We start from the raw sequence: 18,736 nt of genomic DNA, 5'->3' as shown, positions 1-18,736 counted from the left end.
ACTCGACGCCGGGGCCGGCAATTTCATGACGCTTGGTCAAGGCGGGGACGCGAGGCGGCACAAGGCCGCCTCGCAGGGAGATGACCTATTCCGCCGGCGAAGGCGGCTTGCCGGCGCGGCGGGTGGAGACCAGTTCGCGCAGCCATTTGCGGTGATGGCGCCACGCCCAGCCGCCAGTGACCTGTCCCTTGGTCATTGCGGAGATGGTGCCGCGCACCCAGATGGCCGCATAGACGTGCACGATCCACACGCAGATGATGGCCACCGCCGCCAGCGCATGGACGAGGATGGCGATGCGCTTCTGCTCGATGGTGGTGAAGGCGTAGAAATACTGGTCCCACACCACGAAGCCGCTGGTGATGAGCACGATGATGAGGAAGGACATGCCCCAGAAGACGCCCTTCTGGCCGGCATTGTACTTGCCGACTTCCGGCAGGCGCTCCTCATGGCCGGCGATCACGTCGCGGATGCGCGCGAGCCAAGTGCCGTCCTCCCGCTTCCACAGGTTCGCCTTCCAGAAGCGCAGGAAGAGACCGGCGAAGGAGAAGAACAGCACCACGCCGATCCAGGGATGGATGGCGCGGGTCCACTGACCGCCCCCAAAGAGGGCGGTCAGGAAATAGAGCTTGGGCGTGAACAGGGCCATGCCGGACAAGGCCAGCAGGATCAGGCTGATGGCTGTCACCCAATGGTTGATCCGGGCGCCCAGCGTATAGCGGTCCACCGTCACCGGATGGCCCTTATGGACGCTGTCGCCCTTTTCCAGGTCATAGGCGCTCATGAGCGGTCACTCCCCGTGAGCTTTTCGGCATTCTCCTCGTCCTCGGCGGTCACCTTGTTGGGACCAGCGACCACGTGGTGAACGAAGCCCACCGCCGCGGCGAGGCCGATGGCGGCGAGGCCCACATATTTGGTGACACCCTTCCAGGCTTCCACCAGCGGGCTGATATGCGGGTCCTTGGGCAGGTTCGCATAGATTTGCGGCTGGTCGGCATGCTGGAGCACATACATGACGTGGGTGCCGCCCACGCCCGGGGGATCATAAAGGCCCGCATTGGCATAGCCGCGGGACTTCAAATCCTTGATGCGACCGTCCGCCCACGTCTTCATCTCGTCCTTGGTGCCGAACGCGATGGCCTGGGTGGGGCAGGCCTTGGCGCAGGCCGGCCACTGTCCCACCGCCACGCGGTCGGAGCACAAGGTGCATTTGTAGGCCTTGTTATCGACCTGCGAAATGCGCGGGATGTTGAACGGGCACCCCTTCACGCAATAGCCGCAGCCGATGCAGTTCTCGTGGACGAAATCCACGATGCCGTTGGAATATTGCACGATGGCGCCGGGCGCCGGGCACGCCTTCAGGCAGCCCGGATCCTCGCAATGCATGCAGCCGTCCTTGCGGATCAGCCATTCCAGATTATCGGTCTGCGGGTTCACCCATTCGGTGAAGCGCATGAGCGTGAAGGTGTTGGGGGTCAGGTCCGGCGGGTTGGTGTAGCTGCCGTTGAATGTCCCGATCTCCTCATGGAGATCGTTCCATTCCAGGCAGGCCGCCTGGCAGGCCTTGCAGCCGATGCACTTCGACACGTCGATGAGCTTGGCCACTTCGGTCTGTCGCGGGGAGGCCGGCGTGATGGTGGACGCCGACTTCCGGATCAGGTCCTTGTCCCCGAACTTGGCCGGGGTCGCGGTGATCGGGGGATTTGGGGCTGGGGGAAACATGGTTCAGTCCTCCCTCATGCCACCGGCCCGGGCGAGGGCTCGATATTGACGCAGAACGCCTTGAACTCCGGCGTCTCGATGTTCGCATCGCCCACGAAGGGCGTGAGCACGTTAGCGGGGAAGCCTTTCTTGGCCGCGCCCACGAACCCCCAATGGATGGGGATGCCCACGATGTGCACCGTCTTGCCGTCCACGGTGAGCGGACGGATGCGCTTGGTCACATAGGCCTTGGCGAAGACCGAGCCCCGCTTCGACCACACGCGCACCCAGGCGGCATTGGCGATGCCCTTCTCCTTCGCCAGCTCCTCCGAGATCTCCACGAAGAATTCCGGCTGCAGGACCGAGTTCACATGGTTGTTCTTGGTCCAGTAGTGGAAGTGCTCCGTGAGGCGGTAGGAGGTCGCCGCATAGGGGAACTCCTTGGACGCCACGTCGGCGAACTGGGCGAAGTCGTCCTTGAACACGCGGGCCACCGGATTGCCCCGGACCTTGGGGGCGATGACGTTGGCCACCGGGCTCTCGAACGGCTCGTAATGCACCGGGAACGGACCGTCCCGCATCATGCCCCGGGCAAACAGGCGGGAGACGCCTTCCGGGTTCATGATGAAGGGACCCACATCCTGCGGCTTGGCGGTGGGGGCGATGTCCGGCACATCGTATCCGGTCCATTTCGCCCCGTCCCACCACAGCAGCTTGCGGGTGTCGTCCCACGGCTTGCCGTTGATGTCGGCGGAGGCGCGGTTGTAGATGATGCGCCGGTTGGCGGGCCAGGCGAACGACCATTTCAGATAGGCGCCGGTATTGTCGGGATCGGAATTGTCCCGCCGGGCCATCATGTTGCCCGCCTCCGTGAAGCAGCCGGAATAGATCCAGCAGCCGCAGGCGGTGGAGCCGTCGTCGCGCAGCACGCCAAAGCCGGGCAGTTGCTTGCCCTTCTCCAGGATCTTCTTGGTGGGGTCGTTCGGATCCATCACGTCCGCGACCACATAGCCGTTCATTTCCTTGGCGAGCTCCTCGGGAGTGGGCTCGTTCGGGTCCTTGTAGGGCCAGTGGAGGTTGACGATGGGATCGGGGAAGGCCCCGCCTTCCTTCTTGTACAATTCCTTCACGCGCAGATGGATCTGCGCCATGATCCAGGCGTCGTGCTTGGCCTCGCCCGGAGGCGTGCCGCCCGCCCAGTGCCATTGCAGCCAGCGGCCGGAATTCACCAGCGCGCCCTCATCCTCCGCAAAGCAGGTGGTGGGGAGCTGGATCACTTCGGTCTGGATCTTGGCCGGGTCCGCGGGATTGTAGACGCCGTGGTTCTCCCAGAACCGTGCCGTCTCCGTCTCCAGCGGATCCATCACCACCAGCAGCTTCAGCTTGGAGAGCGCGGAAGCCAGCTTCGCCTTGTTGGGGAACGCCTGCAGGGGATTGAAGCCCTGGCAGAAATAGGCGTTCATCTTGCCGTGGTCCATCAGCTCGAAGGCGCGCAGGACGTCATAGGCCGGCACGTCGAGCTTCGGCAGGTAGTCGTAGGCGAAGTTGTTTTCCGGCGTTGCCGCCGCACCCCACATGGCCTTCTGGAAACTGACGAAGAACTTCTTGTAGTTCTGCCAGTAGCTCATCTGGTTCGGCTGCAACGGCTTGAAGCCGCGCGTCGACATGTAGGTGGCGAAGTCGGCTTCCTTCTCCGTCGGCAAGGTCAGATAGCCGGGGATCAGGTTGGACATGAGCCCGAGGTCGGTCAGCCCCTGGATGTTGGAGTGACCACGCAGCGCATTCATGCCGCCGCCGCGCACGCCGATATTGCCCAGGATGAGCTGGAGCATGGCCATGCAGCGGATGTTCTGCGACCCCTTGGAATGCTGGGTCCAGCCGAGCGCGTACATGGAGGTCATCGTCTTGGTGGGCGATGACGTCTCGGCGATCATCTCGCACACCTTCAGGAACTTGTCCTTGGGCGTGCCGGTGATGCGCGAGACCATGTCCGGCGTGTAGATGGACACATGCTGCTTCAGGAGATTCCAGACGCAGCGGGGATCCTGCAGGGTCGGGTCGGTGAGGGCATAGCCATCCGGTCCCATCTGGTAGTCCCAGGTGGAGCGGTTGTAGTCCCTCTTCTGCTCGTCATAGCCGGTGAACAGGCCGTCCTGGTAGGTAAAGCCGTCCTTCACCAGATAGGCGGCGTTGGTGAACGCCTTCACATATTCCCACTGCACCTTGTTGTTCTGGATGCAGTAATTCATCACGCCCAGCAGGAACGCGATGTCGGAACCTTGACGGATGGGCGCGTAATAGTCCGCCACCGCCGCGGACCGCGTGAAGCGCGGATCGACGACGACGAGCTTGGCGCCACGGGTGGCTTTCGCCTCCGTCACCCATTTAAATCCGCACGGATGCGCTTCGGCGGCATTGCCGCCCATGATGACCACAAGATCCGTGTTCTTGATGTCAGTCCACGAATTGGTCATCGCGCCACGGCCAAAAGTTGGGCCCAAACTGGACACCGTGGGGCCGTGTCAAACGCGCGCTTGGTTGTCGAATGCCAGAAGTCCGAGGCTGCGCACCACCTTGTAGGTGGCAAACGCGGTCTCATTGGTGGTGGCCGAGGCGGCGAGGAAACCGGTGGTCACCCAGCGGTTCACGGTCACGCCGTCATTGTTCTTGGCGATGAAATTCTTGTCGCGGTCGTCCTTGAGGACCCGCGCGATCCGATCCAGCGCCACGTCCCAGCTCACGCGCTCGAACTTGTCCGAGCCCGCCTTGCGGATCATCGGATATTGGAGGCGCGTCTTGGAATGGACGATGTCAAGCAGGGCCGCGCCCTTCGGGCACAAGGTGCCGCGATTGGTCGGGTGGTCGACGTCACCCTCGATATGGGTGATTTCGGCCTTCTCGCCCTTCTTCAGGTCGCCCTTGGAAAAGATGAGGATGCCGCACGCCACCGAGCAATAGGTGCAGGTGTTGCGCACCTCGGTGGTGTTGACGAGTTTGAACGGCCGGATCGCTTCCGCCAGCGCTTCTTCGACGCCGCCGAAGCCGAAGGCTCCAAGCGTCGTCCCCGCGATCCCCGCACCCGCCGTTCGTAAGAACTGGCGCCGCGAGAGCTCCATATTCATCGAAGGTGATCTCCGATAAGCGCCCCCGACGGGGGACATGGCCAGGGCGACGAGCGCGCCCTGCGTCGGGATTCCGACAGAAAACAAGGCTATTTTGGAATTGGTATCATGTCAAACGGAAGCGGGGCCGCGCGATCCCGGTTTTTCTTTCATTTTGCTTGCAAATTCCTGTGAAGAAAGAAATCGCACCCGCTTCCTCTGCGGCATCGTGCCTTTTGAAAAGGTCCCTTTTGCATGTGCGAACGTTTTCGGGTTCGGTTTGTCCTGGTATTTATTGCAGTGCGGTAGGAAGTGGCCTCGTGTTGACTGCCCGGGGGTTGAGGTTCACAGTCCAGGTGTGGACTTTCTGGTCGCTCCCGCGGGTCGGGGCAGACGCGCATCGCAGCCCTTTTCCCTGTCCTCCCGGCCCTTGGGCGGGAAGGGCGATTGGCCTCTGCGCCCTGCCGGACGTCTCGTGCTGCCCCGTCTTAAGGGCGTTCTGCTCGCCAGCCTGATTGTGATCCTATCCGGGCTGAATGGCCCCGCCCGTGCCGGGCCGGTGGATCTCGTCCCCTATGCGGGGCCGCCCCTGTCCGCCCTTTTCCTGCCGCTGCTCCCCCTGGTCGGCCCGGCCGCCGGGGCGAGGCGCGCCGTTCCCGATGCGGGGCCGGGCGTGCTCGTGGTGCATTTCTTCGCCACCTGGTGCGAGCCCTGCCGGGCCGAGCTGCCGGCCCTGTCGCGGCTCGCCGCCCGGCGCGCGGGGCTGCGCGTGGTGCTGATCGATGTCGCCGAGCCCGAGGCGCGGGTGCGCCGCTTATTTGCGGAGCTGGTTCCGCCCGGCCCCATCCTCATGGACCCCGACCGTGCCGCCGCCCGCGCCTTCGGTGTGGACATGCTGCCGACTACCCTGGTCTTCGCCGCCGGCCTGCCGCGCTTTCAGGCCGTGGGCGAGGTGGACTGGGACGATCCGAAAGTGGAAGCGCTCCTTGCCGCCCTCATGCCCGGCGCAAAGGGGTCCTGAAGCACCAGCCATCAATTCACGACCAGACGGGAGGGACAGGCGATGACCACCAGACGCGACATTCTCAAAGCCGGCCTTGCCATGGGCGCCGCCACCGCCCTGCCGGGCGTCGCCTTCGCCCAATCGGGCGCCCAATCCGGCGCTCCGGCGGCGGGCGCCACTGCGCCGATGCTGTTTGCGCCGAAAGTCGGCCGCTGGCGGAGCTACCAGATCGTCACCACGGTGGAGATCCTGAAACCCGAGGGCCAGGTCCAGGCCTGGCTTCCGGTGGCCTCCTTCACCAATCCCGACTGGTTCAAGCCGGGTGAGAACAGCTGGACCACCAATGCCGCCTCCGCCAAGCTGGTGCGCGATCCCGCCTCCGGCGCCGACATGTTGCACCTGGTCTTTGCCGAGGGCGAGAAGGCGCCGAAGGTAGAGCTGACCTCCAAGGCCACCACCCGCGACTGGACGGTGGACCTCACCCAGCCCGGCACGCCCTCGCCGCTCACCACCGCCGAACGCCAGCTCAACACCGCCGCGACCGACCTCATCCCCACCGGCGGCATCGTCAAGGAGACCTCGGACAAGATCGTCGGCACACGCAGCGGCGACCTGGAAAAGGTCAGCGCTATCTTCGAGTGGATCGTGGAAAACACCTATCGCAACGCCGCCACCCGCGGCTGCGGCATCGGTGACATCGCGGCCATGCTGAAAAGCGGCGATCTCGGCGGCAAGTGCGCGGACCTGAACGCGCTGTTCGTGGGCCTCGTGCGGGCACAGGGCATTCCGGCGCGCGATGTCTATGGCCTGCGCGTGGTGCCCTCGCAATTCGGCTATAAGAGCCTGGGCGCCAATTCCGACATCGTCACCAAGGCCCAGCATTGTCGGGCCGAGGTCTATCTCTCGCAATTCGGCTGGGTGCCCATGGACCCGGCGGATGTGCGCAAGGTGGTGCTGGAGGAGCCCCCGGGCAAGCTGACCCTCGACGATCCCAAGGTGGTGGCCGCCCGCAAGGCGCTGTTCGGCGGCTGGGAAGGCAATTGGTTCGCCTACAACACCGCCCATGACGTGGCGCTGCCGGGCCACGCGGGCGCGCGCCTGCCCTTCCTCATGTATCCGCAGGCGGTCACCGCCATGGGCATGCTGGACTGCCTCGACCCCGACAGTTTCCGCTATTCCATCCGCTCGGCCGAGATCACGGCCTGATGCCTCGCGGGTGGGTCGCCAGCGGCCCGCCCGCTCCCTTCCGTCCAAAGCGAGACCCCTTGCCGATGACCCCGTCCGTCCCGCCTGTCGCCGAGCCCGCCGCCCGCCTCACCTCGCTCGCCCATGGCGGCGGCTGCGGCTGCAAGCTCGCCCCGAACGTGCTCCAGGAACTGCTCGCCGGCGCGCCGATGGCCGGCCCCTTCGAGCGCCTCTTGGTGGGCACGGAGACGGGGGACGATGCCGCCGTCTGGCAATTGGAGGGGGACACCTGCGTGGTGGCGACCACCGACTTCTTCATGCCCATGGTGGATGACCCCGACCATTTCGGCCGCATCGCCGCCACCAATGCCATCTCCGATGTCTATGCCATGGGCGGCACGCCCTTGATGGCGCTGGCGATCCTGGGCATGCCGCTGGGCAAGATCGACACGGCGACCGTGCGCGCCATCCTCCAGGGGGGCGCCGCCAAATGCGCCGAGGCGGGCATTCCGGTGGCCGGCGGCCATTCCATCGACAGCCCCGAGCCCATCTATGGCCTCGCCGTCATCGGCACGGTGAAGCGGGCGGACATCCGCCGCAATGCGGACGCCAAGCCGGGCGATGCGCTCATCCTCACCAAGGGCATCGGGGTGGGCGTCTATTCCGCCGCCTTCAAGAAGGATGCGCTCTCCTCCGACGCCTATGACGAGTTCATCGCCTCCACCACCCTTCTCAACAAAGTGGGTGCGGACCTCGCCAAGGACCCGGCCGTCCATGCGGTCACCGACGTGACCGGCTTCGGCATTGCCGGCCATGCGCTGGAAGTGGCGCGGGGCTCCAAGGTCGCCATCCGGCTGGACTGGTCGTCGGTGCCGCTGCTCTCCCATGCGGAGGCGCTGGTGCGCCAGGGCTTCGTGACCGGCGCCTCGGGGCGCAATTGGACGAGCTATGGGGCCGAGGTGCACCTGCCGGCGGGCTTCGATGACTGGCGGCGCAACCTCCTGACCGACCCGCAGACCTCCGGCGGCCTGCTCGTCTCCTGCGCGCCGGAAGAGGCGGACCGCCTCCTCGCCGAAATCACCGCCGCCGGCTATCCGCTGGCCCGCCGCATCGGCACGGTCGAGGCGGGGGCGCCGGGGCTGACTGTGGCGGCTTGAGGCAGAGGGCAAGCGCGGGCGAGCGGCGGGACGGACGGAGCGGAGGGACGTAGCGGAGGGGCGTAGGGGAACTTGGCGGTAGGTGCCCGCGTTGAGGGCGAAACCAGAGGGAGACCTCCATGCCCACGCCACACCTCTCCACGCCAAACACGTCCGCCCGCGTCGCGTCCGCCGCCACCCGCCGTCTGGCCCTCGGTGCTGCCGCGCTGCTCCTGTGCGCCAGCGGGGCCTTCGCCCAGGCGGGCGGCCCGACGCCAGGGCCCGCTTCGGGCCGCTCCGATTGCAGCATGCCGCCCCATTCGTCCGCCACGCCCCCCGACCAGGGGCCGGGCTCGGGCACCGCCCCAGGCAGTTCCGGCTCCACAGCCTGGACCGGCGGCACGGGTGGGTCCCATACCGGCACGACGCCCCACGCGCCGACCCCCGCCTCGCCCACCGCCCAGCCCGAAGTGGTGCAAGGCGTGGACCCCAAGGCCGCTCCCGCTCAGGGCAATTGCTGATCGCCTGACACCCGCCGCAGGGCGCATTCAAGGAGCGCCCCCCGGTCGCCGCTGCTGTCGAGCCGGTGCCAGTCCATCGGGCCGGTCTCATAGCCGGCCTGGGTTCGGACAATTGCAGCGGTGGCATCGCTCGCATCGTTGCGCCGCGCGTCCACCCGCTCCACCAGATCCGCCAGGGGCGCCTCCAGGCAGAGGCCGGTAAAGGCAGCGCCCGCCTTTTCCGCCACGTCCCGCGCGGCTTCCCGCTCGGGGGCGCGGGCATGCACCGCGTCGAGGATCGCGCATTGGCCCGCCGCAAGGGCAAGGCCCGCGCGCCGGCGAATGACCGCATAGACCGCCTCCGACGACCCCGGCTGATAGGCGTCCGCCGGCAGGCGTTCCGTCTCGGCCACCCCTGCCAGTGCCTTGCGGGTGATGTCGGAGCGCAGCACCACCGCCCCCGGCGCCCGCCCCAGGTGCTGGGCGAGGGCGGCCGATAAGGTGCTCTTGCCGGTGCCGGACAGGCCCCCCACGGCCACCAGCCGCACAGGGCTTGGCGCAAGGAAATCCTGTGCCGCCTGGAACTGGCGCTGGATGCGCGCCCGGGCCGCGGCCTGTTCGTCCGCCCGCAGATGGCCAAGCCCGGCCGCCTCCACCTTGGCCCGGATCGCGGCCCGCAGGCTCAGGAATAGCGGCAGGAGGGAGAGGCCCTCATAATGAGCGTCCTCATCCAGCGTCCACAGATAGCGGTTCAGAACGATGTTCGCCGGCCGGTGGAGCCCGCGCTCCCACAGGTCCATGAGGAGGAAGGCGAAGTCGTAGAGCAGGTCGCAGGTGGCGAGGTCGTCATTGAACTCGATGGCGTCGAACAAAGTGGGTTCGCCCTCCAGCAGCACGATGTTGCGCAGATGGAGGTCGCCATGGCAGCGGCGCACATAGCCGGCGCGCGCCCGCGCCGACAGGAGGTCCGCGCCCCGCTGAAGAGCCTCCTGCGTCGCCGCGTCCAGGGCGGCCGCCTCAGCCGGGGGGAAGAGGGCCGGGTCGGCGCGAAAATCATCCGCATTCTGCTGTGCGATGCGGGCCAGATGGGTGGCGGAGGGAAAGTCGGCGCGCACCGGCGCCCGTGCATGGGCCTCGGCCACGGTGGTGGCGAGGCGGGCGCACAGGGCGTCGGGCAGGCCGCCCTGCGCCACCTTGTCGAGCGTCGCGTCTTCGTCGAAGCGGCGCATGCGCACCGCATAGTCCACCGGCTCCCCCCGCCCGCCGAGCGCAAGGCCGTCGGGGCCACGCGTGATGGCCACCACGTCCAGATAAAGGCCGGGCGCATGGGCGCCGTTGAGGGTGACTTCCCTTTCGCACGCCGCCTTGCGCCGCGCAGGCGTGGAGAAATCCATGAAGGGGAAGGCCACCGCCCGCTTCACCTTGTAGGCATAGGGCCCGGCCAGGAACACCGCCGCGCCGTGGGTATCGATGCGCCGCACCGGCTCGCAAAGGCCATGGGTCGCCGGATCCGCCAGGAGAGCGAAGATGGCGGCCTGATCTTCCACCACGTGATCGTCCATCGGGCTTCTCCGGGTGGTTGGACCTGTGCGAGGGGCGTGGGCGGACGGGTGCCGCACCATGGCGGAGCGGGATGCGCGCGCCCTTGACCGGGGTCAAGGGGCCGCTTTGAACGTCAACTTGCCACCGCCCGGCCGGTTTCAGAAGCGGCGGGAGATGCGCGCGCCGGATGGAGAGGCGGGACGGGACGCGGGCGTGGCTGAACGCCCGGTCCGTCCCAGATGGGGCCCGTGCTTCGTGCAGGTCGGAAGAGCCGCAGGTCCATCGCTGGCGGGCGGGTCCGTCAGGACGACGCCCGCTCGCGCGCCTCATCGCTTGATGGCGCCGGCGCCGTTTGGTCCTGGCGCACCTTCAGGCCCGGCAGGCGCAAGGTGAAGATGGCGCCCTCCTTGCCATTGGCCAGCGAGAGCGTGCCGCCATGGTCGCGGACAATGCCGAAGCTCACGGAGAGGCCGAGGCCCGTGCCCTTGCCCGGCGGCTTGGTGGTGAAGAAGGGCTGGAACACCTTGTCCATGATCGCCTCCGGCACCCCGCCGGCATTGTCGGTCACATCGATGCGCACGGTGGGCGGCAGCAGGGTGGCGGTGTCCTCCAGCCTTTGGGTGACCTCGATGCGGCCGTGGAAGTCCTCGCCCGCCGTCTTGCGCCGCTCGTGGATGGCGTCGCGGGCGTTCTGGAGCAGGTTGATGAGCACCTGTTCCAGCTGGTCCTGCCGGCACAGCACCTGAGCCAGACCCGGGGTGGCGGTGATGATGACGGCGATATTGTCGAGCCGCAGCTGAGCGCCCACCACCTGGAGCGCGCCGTCAATGGCGTCCACCGGGTCGGACGGCTCGAAGCTCTCCGAACTCTTGCGGCCGAAGATGCGCATGTGGTCGATGATCCGGCTCATGCGCACCGTCTGCTGGATGATGCGGTGGAGCTTGGATTCCATGTGCGTGGGCGGCATGCCGCGCGTGAGCCCGTTCAGCGCATTGGTGGCCGCGAGGCGGATGACGCCCAGCGGCTGGTTGATCTCGTGCGCCAGGCCGGTGGCCACCTCGCCGAGGGAGGCCAGCTTCGACATCTGGTAGAGCTTGTCTTCCTCCATGCGCTTGGAGGTCTGGTCGACGGCGAAGACCACCAGGTCCTTGCCGCCGGTCTTGCTGTTCGCCACGGCGTCGGGCAGCGCTGCCAGCGGTGCGGCGACAAGTTGCACCTCACGCCGGATCTCTCCGTCCGGCAGGTAGACCGTGCGCACCTGCGGCGCCTTGAGGCCCTTCACGCCCGCCTGGAAGGTCTCGCTTTGCACATAGGTGCCCACCAGGTCGGCGAGGCCGTCGGCCGTCTCGCCGCCGATGCGCGCGGCACGCGAGCCCGCCACATGTAGCACGCTGATGCCGGGCACGCGGCTGATGGCCTCCAGCATATGGGCTTCCCATTCCCGTGCCAGGGTCTCCACCTCTTGGGCGCGCAGGCGCTGGGTGAGGGTGAGGTAGCGCCCCGCCAGCAGCCCCAGCAGGAGCAGGCAGATGCTGAGCCCCACGGCGGTCCCCCACACCGCGTTGCGGAAGTCGCGGGTCTGGGCCTCCACATAGCTTTCGTCGAACGCCACCTCCACCATGACCGGATAGCGCTCGGAGCGGACCACGTAGCCGATGCGCCGGATGCCATCCACGAGGCTGAATTCGTCATAACGGGCGCCGGTCCGGCTGCCGAGGGCGGCCTTGAAGGCAGGGCTGGCGGAAATGTCGTCGCCGAAGGAGGTGAGCGCGGCGGTGCGCGCCCGCACCACGCCGTCAAAGCCCACCAGGGCGATGAGCATGTTGTCCTCAAGGCGCAGGCGCTTATAGAAATCGATGAAGTCGCCGATATTGTAGGAGGCGACGATCACCCCCGCAAAGGCGCCCTTGGCATCGGTGAGCGGCCGGGTGAGCTGGATGGTCCATTGCTTTGAGACGCGGCCCAGCACCGGCTTCGAGATGAACAGATGCCCGCCCGCCGAGCCGTTCATCTGCACCCGGATGTGCTCGCGGTCGGACAGGTCGATGCGCTCCGGCGAGGGGGCGGCCAGATTGCTGGCGATGAACAGACCGTTCTTGTCCACCACGCTCACCTGGACGATGGACTTGGGCACGGTGAAGGACCGGATGGCCTCATAGGTCTGGGTCGGCGTCCAGTCCGGGTCGAAATTGGTGGCGAAGTTCTGGAGCAGGGCGTCCACCGGCTCCACCGCCTGCTCGAAGCTGCGCACCAGCAGGATCGCGGTCTTGCGGGCGATCTCCTCGGTGTCGCGGATCTGCGATTCCTTGTCGAGGCCGTAGAGCACGGCCGCCGCGGTAAAGGGCAGGCAGACGGCAAACACCAGCAGCACGGCGGAGAGCACGCCATTCTTCATGATGAAGGCGCACAGGCGGCTGCAGGGACGGAAAGCGGTCATGAGTCCGCCAGCGCCTCCTGGATTGCGCCCTGGAGGTCCTCGAAGCTCAGGGGCTTGGGGAAGCAGTGACGCACCCCCGCCGCCCGGGCGCGGTCGAGGTCGGCGGTGGCGGCATGCCCGGTCATCACGACGAAAGTCAGGTCGCGCCCCGGATAGCGCGTCTTGGCCGTTTCGATCATCACCAGCCCGTCCATGTCGGGCATGCGGATGTCGCTGATCACCACGCGGATGTCGCGGTCCGAATCGAGCAGCGCGAGCGCCGCCGTGGCGCTGCCAGCGGCGCGCGCGACGACGCCGTTGAAGGCGAACGCCTCCATCAGCTCGTCGAGAAATTCCGGCTCGTCATCGACGATCAGAAGCTCACTCATGGCCCACCGCATCGGCCCCCGCCGGTTCCTCCGCCTAGGGAGGATTTGGGCGGCCCTCCCGTCAAGGCCAAATGTCTCCATTTTGGAGCAATGCCGCAGCGGATGGCGGGACAGGGCGATCGCGAAGACCCGGAGAGCCTCCATGCGCCGATCTGGCGCAGCCGCTCAGGCGGGGCGGGCGAGGCGGCGGCGGATCAGGTCCGCGAGCGCGGGGGCAACGCCCGGCATGGGCTTTGCGGGCAGGGCGGGCGCTTGAGGCTCCCAAGGCGCAGCCCTGGGAGCCTCAAGCGCCGCCTTCAGGGCGCAGGTCAGGCCGTCCAGCACCGGCACGGGGAGGTGGGGGGCAAGCGGCTCGGCAAGGCCCGAAAAGGGCGCGCCGGCCAGCAGGACCGCCTGCGCGCCCGTTTGCGCCACGATGGCGGCCGCACTCTGCGCCATGCGGGGCAGTGCGAGGGTGGGATCGGCGGCGATCTCCAGGACGGAAAAGGGCAGAAAGCTGATGCCGGCGCACGCCTCGCCCACCCCCGCCTCGCCCGTCGCGCGCTCCAGGCTCGTGCGCAGATGGGCGCCGACCGTCACGATCACAAATCGCCCGTGCCGTGCTGCGGCCTGGAGGCCGGAGCGGCCAAGGCCGATCACGGGGGGCGCGAACAGGTCCTGCGCCGCATCCAGGCCCGGATCGCCGAAGGCGCCGATGATGGCGGCGTCGAAATGCTCCGCATCCGCCAAGGCGGTGAGCACCGCATAAGCGGCGATGGCGGCCTCCGCCGGGCTCTCCAGTGACGCCGCGCCGAAGGGGGCGGTGAGGGCGGCGATCTCCACCCCCGCCGGAACCATGGGCTGCGCCGCCGCCAACAGGAGATCGGTGACCACCTGCGACGTGTTGGGATTGACGATGAGGAGGCGCCGGGGCGCCCCGCCCGTCACGGCGTCGGTCACGGGTTCGTCTCGGGGAAGGTGGCGATGAAGTGCCGGGCGATGGCGGCGCGCGGCGCCACAAAGGCCAGCCCCGAGCCCGTCACATGGGCCAGGATCTTCTCCAGCGCGCCCATGCGGCCCGGGCGGCCGATCATGCGCAGGTGCAGGCCCACCGACATCATCTTGGGCGCGTGTTCGCCTTCCCTGGCCAGCCAGTCGAAGGCGTCGATGACATAATCGGCGAAGTCGGCGCCGCGGAAGCGCTGGGTGTGCTGGAAATGCATGTCGTTGGTGTCGAAGGCATAGGGCATCACCAGATGCCGCCGCCCGGACACCGGCACGAAATAGGGCAGGTCGTCATTATAGGCGTCGCTGTCATAGAGAAAGCCGCCGTCCTCCACCAAGAGGCGCCGGGTATTGGGCGAGGTGGCCGAGCGGGTGTGCCAGCCCACCGGGCGGATGCCGGTGGCCCGGGTGATGGCCTCCACCGTGCGAGCGATGCGGACGCGCTCGGTGGCCTCGTCCATGCCCGCATGGCTTTCCCACCGCCAGCCATGGGCGGAAACCTCATGGCCTCTTTTGACCGCGTCGCGGGCCAGTTCCGGCGTGCGCTCCACCGCCCGGCCGCAGGCGCTCACCGTCACCTTGGCCCCGAAGCGGTCGAACAGGTCCATGATGCGCCACCAGCCGGCGCGGGTGCCGTACTCGAAATGGCTCTCGATGCAGGGATCGGGGGTATCAATGGGGTGGTCCACCTCATAGATCCCCTCATTGCGCGGATCGCCCTCCGAGAGGGTGAATTCGGCGCCTTCCTCGAAATTCAGGACGAACGACACCGCCACCTTCGCCCCATCGGGCCATCTGGGGTTCGGCGGGGTGCCGGCATAGCCGATGAGGTCGCGGGCGGGCGCGGGCTGAAGGGCCGGCGCGGGGGGTACGATGGCGGGCTTCATTGGCCGGTCCCCGCCATGCGGTGCAGGCCGACCAGGCGGTCGGAGGCAATCAGCAGGATCACGGTGGCGATGAGGATCAGGGTGGACAGCGCCGCCAGCGTCGGGTCGGGCGCTTCCTCGATATATTGCAGCATCTTGATGGGCAGGGTCTTGGTCCGCACGTCGGTGAGGAAGATGGAGACGGGGTAGTTGTCGAAGGAGGCGAGGAAGGAGAACAGGCCGGCGGTGAGGAAGGCCGGGGCCAGCGCCGGCACCATCACCTTCACAACCGCGCCGGGAAAGGTGCAGCCCAGCGTGCGCGCCGCCTCGATCAGGGTGAAGTCGAAGCGCGAGAGGCCCGCAATCATGGTCCGCGCCACATAGGGCAAGGTGATGATGAGATGGGCCAAAAGCAGCGCCACCAGCGGCAAGGTAAGGCCGATGGCGCGGAAATATTGCAGCAGCGCGATGCCCAGCACGAGGCCGGGCATCATGAGCGGCGAGACCAGCACCGTCCCCAGGGCGCCCGAGAAGGGCAGGCGCCCCCGGGCGATGGCGATGGCGGCGAGCGTGCCCAGCACCAGAGCGATGGCGGTGGAGAAAGCCGCCACCTGGAGCGACAGGGAGAGCGCCGGCCAGAAGCCGTCGAGCCGCCCGATGCGGGCATACCAGCGCAGCGAGGCACCATCCCACGGCAGGTCGAAGACCGGGGTGGGCGAGAAGGAGGCGGCGGCGATCACCACCAGAGGCGCCAGGAGGAAGGCGGCGGCACCGAGCGCCGCACTCCAGGCGAGGAGGATGCCGAGGCGGGCCGTGAGGGCGGAGGAGGTCATGCCTTGCCTCCCGTGCGCCCGAGCCGGGTGCTGAGCGCCACCACCGCAATGGCGATGGCGAGCAGAACCACGCCGGCCGCCGCGCCGAATTCCGGTTGGCGGGCCAGGAGATAGGCCTTGGCGATGGTGGTGGACAAAGTGGGGTAGCGCTCCCCGATCAAGAGGGTTGGCACCACATAGGCCGAGACCGAGAGCGAGAAGACGAGGGCACCCCCCGCGATCACGCCCGGCAAGGTGAGCGGCACCACCACCTTCACGAAGGCTTCCAGCGGCCCGGCGCCCAAGGTGGCGGCGGCCTCCGTGAGGCGGCCGTCAAACTGCGCCACCACGGTATAGATGGGCAGGATCATGAAGGGCAGGAAGATGTTCACCGAGCCCACGAAGAGCGCAGTCTCGGTGAAGATCATGCGCACGGGCTCGTCCAGGATGCCGATGCCCACCAGCACCGTGTTCACCAGCCCGTCGCTGCGCAACAGAATGGTCCAGGCGAAGGCCTTGACGATCACCGAGGCGGCGAGCGGCAGGAACAAGGTGGCGAGCAGAACGGAGCGCACCCATCCCCGCGCACGGGCAATGGCGAAGGCGGCGGGATAGCCGATGGCGAGCGCGATAAGGGTCGTCACCAGGGCAAGGCGCAGGGAATTCCAGATGACGCCGAGATAATAGGAGGTGCCCAGCAGCTTGGCGTAATGGGCAAAGGTCAGTCCCGCCGCGTCGGTGAGGCTGGCCGCCAGCAGCTTGACCAGCGGCAAGGCGAACAGTCCCACGAGCACCAGCACCGCGGGGGCGGCGATGAGCAGAGCGAGGCGCCGTTCCCGGTCCGGGGCGGGCTTCATCATCGGGGTGGCGGGGGCGGGGAGGGCGTGATCGCTCATGCGGCCTCCGGCGCCGGAAAGGCCAGCGTCTCTGCGGCGGGCCAGCCGAGCTGGATGGGATCGCCTGTGGCAAGGCCGGCCGCGTCCTGGCCCGGGAATTCGGCAAACAGGGAGCCGGCCTGCGTCTCCACTTCCACGAGGCTGCGGGAGCCCTGGAACACCACGGAGCGCACGCGACCGGCGGCGATGTTGTCGTCGGCCCCGCTGGCCGGGCGCATATGCTCGGGGCGGGTGGCGACCACCACCGGCGAGCCGGGCAGGAACCGGCCGGAGGCGCGCAGGCGGCCGAGCGGCGTGTCCACCTCCATCCGCCCGTCCGCCGCATGGGCGACCGTGCCGATGATGCGCGAGGACAGGCCGACGAAGTTCAGCGTGAACAAGGTGGCCGGGCGGGCATAGATGGTGCGCGGCTCGGCCAGTTGGTCGATGCGGCCGGCATGCATGACCGCGATGCGGTCGGACATGGTGAGCGCCTCGTCCTGGTCATGGGTGACGAAGATGGCGGTGGCGCCGATGTCGCGCAGGATGCGCCGCATCTCGCCTTGCATTTCCTCCCGCAGCTTGCGGTCGAGGGCAGAGAGCGCCTCGTCGAACAGGAGGACGTCCGGCTCCACCGCGATGGCGCGGGCGAGCGCCACGCGCTGCTGCTGGCCCCCGGAAAGGGCCGAGATGGGCCGGGCCGCCAGATGGTCCAAATGGACCATGGCGAGCGCCCGCATCACCTTAGCCTCCACTTCGGCCCGGGGCTGGCGGCGCACCTTCAGCCCGAAGGCCACGTTGCCGGCCACCGACAGGTGGGGGAACAGGGCATAGGACTGGAACACCACGCCCACATTGCGCTTGTGCGGCGGGACGTTCGTCACGTCCCGGCCGGCAATCTCGATGCTGCCCTCGTCGGGGGTGGCCAGGCCCGCCACCAGCCGCAGCAATGTGGTCTTGCCGCAGCCGGAGGGACCGAGCAGCGTGACGAGCTCGCCCCGCGCGATGGACAGGTCCACGCGGTCGAGCACCGTGGTCGAGCCGTAGCGCTTCGAGGCGTGGCGGACCACCAGATGAGGGGCGCTCTGGCTCATGACATCTCCTTGATCCAGCGCTCCACCCAGCCGGCGCGCTCCTTGGCGATGAAGGCCCAGTCGGGGGCGAACAGGGAATTGGCGTCGGGATAGCCGGCCGGCGTCGGCACGGTGGAATTGGTGGGCGCGACGAAGGCCTTGGTGGCAAGCACGCTCTGCACTTCGGGGGAGAGGAAGGCGTTGATGACTGCGTCGGAGGTGTCACCCGCTGGCGCGCCCGCCACCTTGGCGATGCCCGAGGGCATGGAGAAGCCGCCGCCTTCGGGGATGGCCAGGTCGATGGGCGAGCCGTCGGCCTTGCGGATCAGCGTATAGGCGGAGAATTGCCCGCCGATCATCCAGGCCTCGCCCTGCTCCAGGAGGTTAATGGCCTGGGGGGCGTTGGTGTAGACGTTCAGCAGATTGGGCTTCAGGCTTTTCAGCTTCCGGAAGGCGGCGTCGATGTCGTATTGCGCTTCCTTATAGGGCTTTCCGGTCTCCAAGTGCGCGGCCGCCAGCAGCACCCAGAAGCCCTCGGTGTTCTGGAGCGAGGGGACGATGACCTTCTGCCCGAACTTGGGCTCCCAAAGCGTCGCCCAGCTCTTGGGGGCGGCGGGCATGCGCTTGGTGGAATAGGCGATGCCCACCCAGGGGCGCTGATAGTTCGCCCACATGCCGTCCTGGTGGATGGTCCCGGCTACGAGCTTGGCCAGGTTCGGCACGGTGGAGGCGGTGATGGGGGTGATGAGGCCGGAGGCGGCGGCCGGGAGCATGACCGGATCGTCCATGATCACCACGGACATTTTCGGGCTCGCCTTGTCCGCCTGCATCTTCTGCAGGTTGGTGAGCGAATTGGTGCCCTCATAGAGGATCTTGACGTCCAGGGCCTTCTCGATGATGGGGAAGACATCGGCATTCAAGTATTTGGCGGCGCCCGCCGGGCCACCCACCACGATTTCCTTGGGGGCCGCGCGCAGGATGGCGGGCATGGCGATGCTGCCGGCCAAGGCCCCCGCGCCGAGCCGCAAGGCGCTCCGACGGGAGATGCGCAAATCGAAGACCATCTTTCCCACTCCTTGTCCGGGAGACGACGGGAGACACTTCGCAAGACTTGGGCCAAGCGGCGAGGAGTGTGCACATTTTTGAAAAACGTTGC

Annotated in this window: 16 protein-coding genes; 4 read left to right on the top strand and 12 right to left on the bottom strand. The window is 67.5% G+C overall.

Annotated features, from left to right (window positions below; genetic code table 11):
- Positions 1 to 85: 85 nt before the first annotated feature.
- Genes PV781_RS03875 through fdnG form a run of 3 tightly spaced genes read right to left on the bottom strand, consistent with a single transcriptional unit; the run spans position 86 to position 4,820 of the window.
- Complete coding sequence (locus PV781_RS03875) at positions 86 to 781, bottom strand: formate dehydrogenase subunit gamma (protein ID WP_274774315.1); 696 nt, start codon at positions 779 to 781, stop codon at positions 86 to 88.
- Complete coding sequence (gene fdxH, locus PV781_RS03870; RefSeq protein ID WP_274774314.1) at positions 778 to 1,719, bottom strand: formate dehydrogenase subunit beta; 942 nt, start codon at positions 1,717 to 1,719, stop codon at positions 778 to 780. The genes PV781_RS03875 and fdxH overlap by 4 nt, the downstream gene beginning before the upstream one ends.
- A gap of 14 nt (positions 1,720 to 1,733) precedes the next feature.
- A complete protein-coding gene (fdnG, locus tag PV781_RS03865) occupies positions 1,734 to 4,820 on the bottom strand; it encodes a formate dehydrogenase-N subunit alpha (RefSeq protein ID WP_274774313.1) in 3,087 nt (1,028 codons plus the stop codon).
- A 454-nt stretch (positions 4,821 to 5,274) separates the two neighbouring features.
- Here fdnG and PV781_RS03860 point away from each other — a divergent pair, with 454 nt between their 5' ends.
- The 4 genes from PV781_RS03860 (at position 5,275) to PV781_RS03845 (ending at position 8,644) form a co-directional block, all read left to right on the top strand.
- Positions 5,275 to 5,820 carry a TlpA family protein disulfide reductase gene (locus PV781_RS03860; protein ID WP_274774312.1) on the top strand — a complete coding sequence of 182 codons (546 nt, stop codon included), beginning with the start codon at positions 5,275 to 5,277 and terminating at the stop codon, positions 5,818 to 5,820.
- Between the two features lie 42 nt (positions 5,821 to 5,862).
- On the top strand, positions 5,863 to 7,008 hold the full coding sequence (locus PV781_RS03855) for a transglutaminase domain-containing protein (RefSeq protein ID WP_274774311.1): 1,146 nt from the start codon (positions 5,863 to 5,865) through the stop codon (positions 7,006 to 7,008).
- Positions 7,009 to 7,073: 65 nt separating this feature from the next.
- Positions 7,074 to 8,144 (top strand): selenide, water dikinase SelD, encoded by a 1,071-nt coding sequence (gene selD / locus PV781_RS03850; RefSeq protein ID WP_274774310.1) that lies wholly within the window; start codon positions 7,074 to 7,076, stop codon positions 8,142 to 8,144.
- Between the two features lie 119 nt (positions 8,145 to 8,263).
- A complete protein-coding gene (locus PV781_RS03845; protein WP_274774309.1) occupies positions 8,264 to 8,644 on the top strand; it encodes a hypothetical protein in 381 nt (126 codons plus the stop codon).
- Here the strand turns inward: PV781_RS03845 and PV781_RS03840 are convergent.
- The 9 genes from PV781_RS03840 to PV781_RS03800 all read right to left on the bottom strand — a co-directional run bounded on the left by PV781_RS03840 (position 8,629) and on the right by PV781_RS03800 (position 18,644).
- Entirely contained in the window at positions 8,629 to 10,185 is a 1,557-nt protein-coding gene (locus PV781_RS03840; protein WP_274774308.1) for a bifunctional aminoglycoside phosphotransferase/ATP-binding protein, read from the bottom strand. The genes PV781_RS03845 and PV781_RS03840 overlap by 16 nt on opposite strands.
- Before the next feature lie 281 nt (positions 10,186 to 10,466).
- Positions 10,467 to 12,602 carry an ATP-binding protein gene (locus PV781_RS03835; RefSeq protein WP_274774307.1) on the bottom strand — a complete coding sequence of 712 codons (2,136 nt, stop codon included), beginning with the start codon at positions 12,600 to 12,602 and terminating at the stop codon, positions 10,467 to 10,469.
- Complete coding sequence (locus PV781_RS03830) at positions 12,599 to 12,970, bottom strand: response regulator (RefSeq protein WP_274774306.1); 372 nt, start codon at positions 12,968 to 12,970, stop codon at positions 12,599 to 12,601. Before PV781_RS03830 ends, PV781_RS03835 begins: the two co-directional genes overlap by 4 nt.
- 165 nt (positions 12,971 to 13,135) lie before the next feature.
- Positions 13,136 to 13,909 carry an aspartate/glutamate racemase family protein gene (locus PV781_RS03825; RefSeq protein ID WP_274774305.1) on the bottom strand — a complete coding sequence of 258 codons (774 nt, stop codon included), beginning with the start codon at positions 13,907 to 13,909 and terminating at the stop codon, positions 13,136 to 13,138.
- Positions 13,906 to 14,841 carry a polysaccharide deacetylase family protein gene (locus tag PV781_RS03820; protein WP_274774304.1) on the bottom strand — a complete coding sequence of 312 codons (936 nt, stop codon included), beginning with the start codon at positions 14,839 to 14,841 and terminating at the stop codon, positions 13,906 to 13,908. The genes PV781_RS03825 and PV781_RS03820 overlap by 4 nt, the downstream gene beginning before the upstream one ends.
- Entirely contained in the window at positions 14,838 to 15,653 is an 816-nt protein-coding gene (locus PV781_RS03815; protein ID WP_274774303.1) for an ABC transporter permease, read from the bottom strand. Before PV781_RS03815 ends, PV781_RS03820 begins: the two co-directional genes overlap by 4 nt.
- Positions 15,650 to 16,528 carry an ABC transporter permease gene (locus PV781_RS03810; protein WP_274774302.1) on the bottom strand — a complete coding sequence of 293 codons (879 nt, stop codon included), beginning with the start codon at positions 16,526 to 16,528 and terminating at the stop codon, positions 15,650 to 15,652. The genes PV781_RS03815 and PV781_RS03810 overlap by 4 nt, the downstream gene beginning before the upstream one ends.
- Positions 16,525 to 17,601: an ABC transporter ATP-binding protein gene (locus PV781_RS03805; protein WP_274774301.1), complete on the bottom strand. Its 1,077-nt coding sequence runs from the start codon at positions 17,599 to 17,601 to the stop codon at positions 16,525 to 16,527. The genes PV781_RS03810 and PV781_RS03805 overlap by 4 nt, the downstream gene beginning before the upstream one ends.
- Positions 17,598 to 18,644, bottom strand: coding sequence for an extracellular solute-binding protein (locus tag PV781_RS03800; RefSeq protein WP_274774300.1), 1,047 nt, complete (start codon positions 18,642 to 18,644; stop codon positions 17,598 to 17,600). Before PV781_RS03800 ends, PV781_RS03805 begins: the two co-directional genes overlap by 4 nt.
- Positions 18,645 to 18,736 lie beyond the last annotated feature (92 nt).

The sequence above is a fragment of the Aquabacter sediminis genome, from assembly GCF_028863665.1.
In the GTDB taxonomy this organism is placed as follows: domain Bacteria; phylum Pseudomonadota; class Alphaproteobacteria; order Rhizobiales; family Xanthobacteraceae; genus L1I39.
This window is presented reverse-complemented; position numbering and strand designations above follow the sequence as displayed.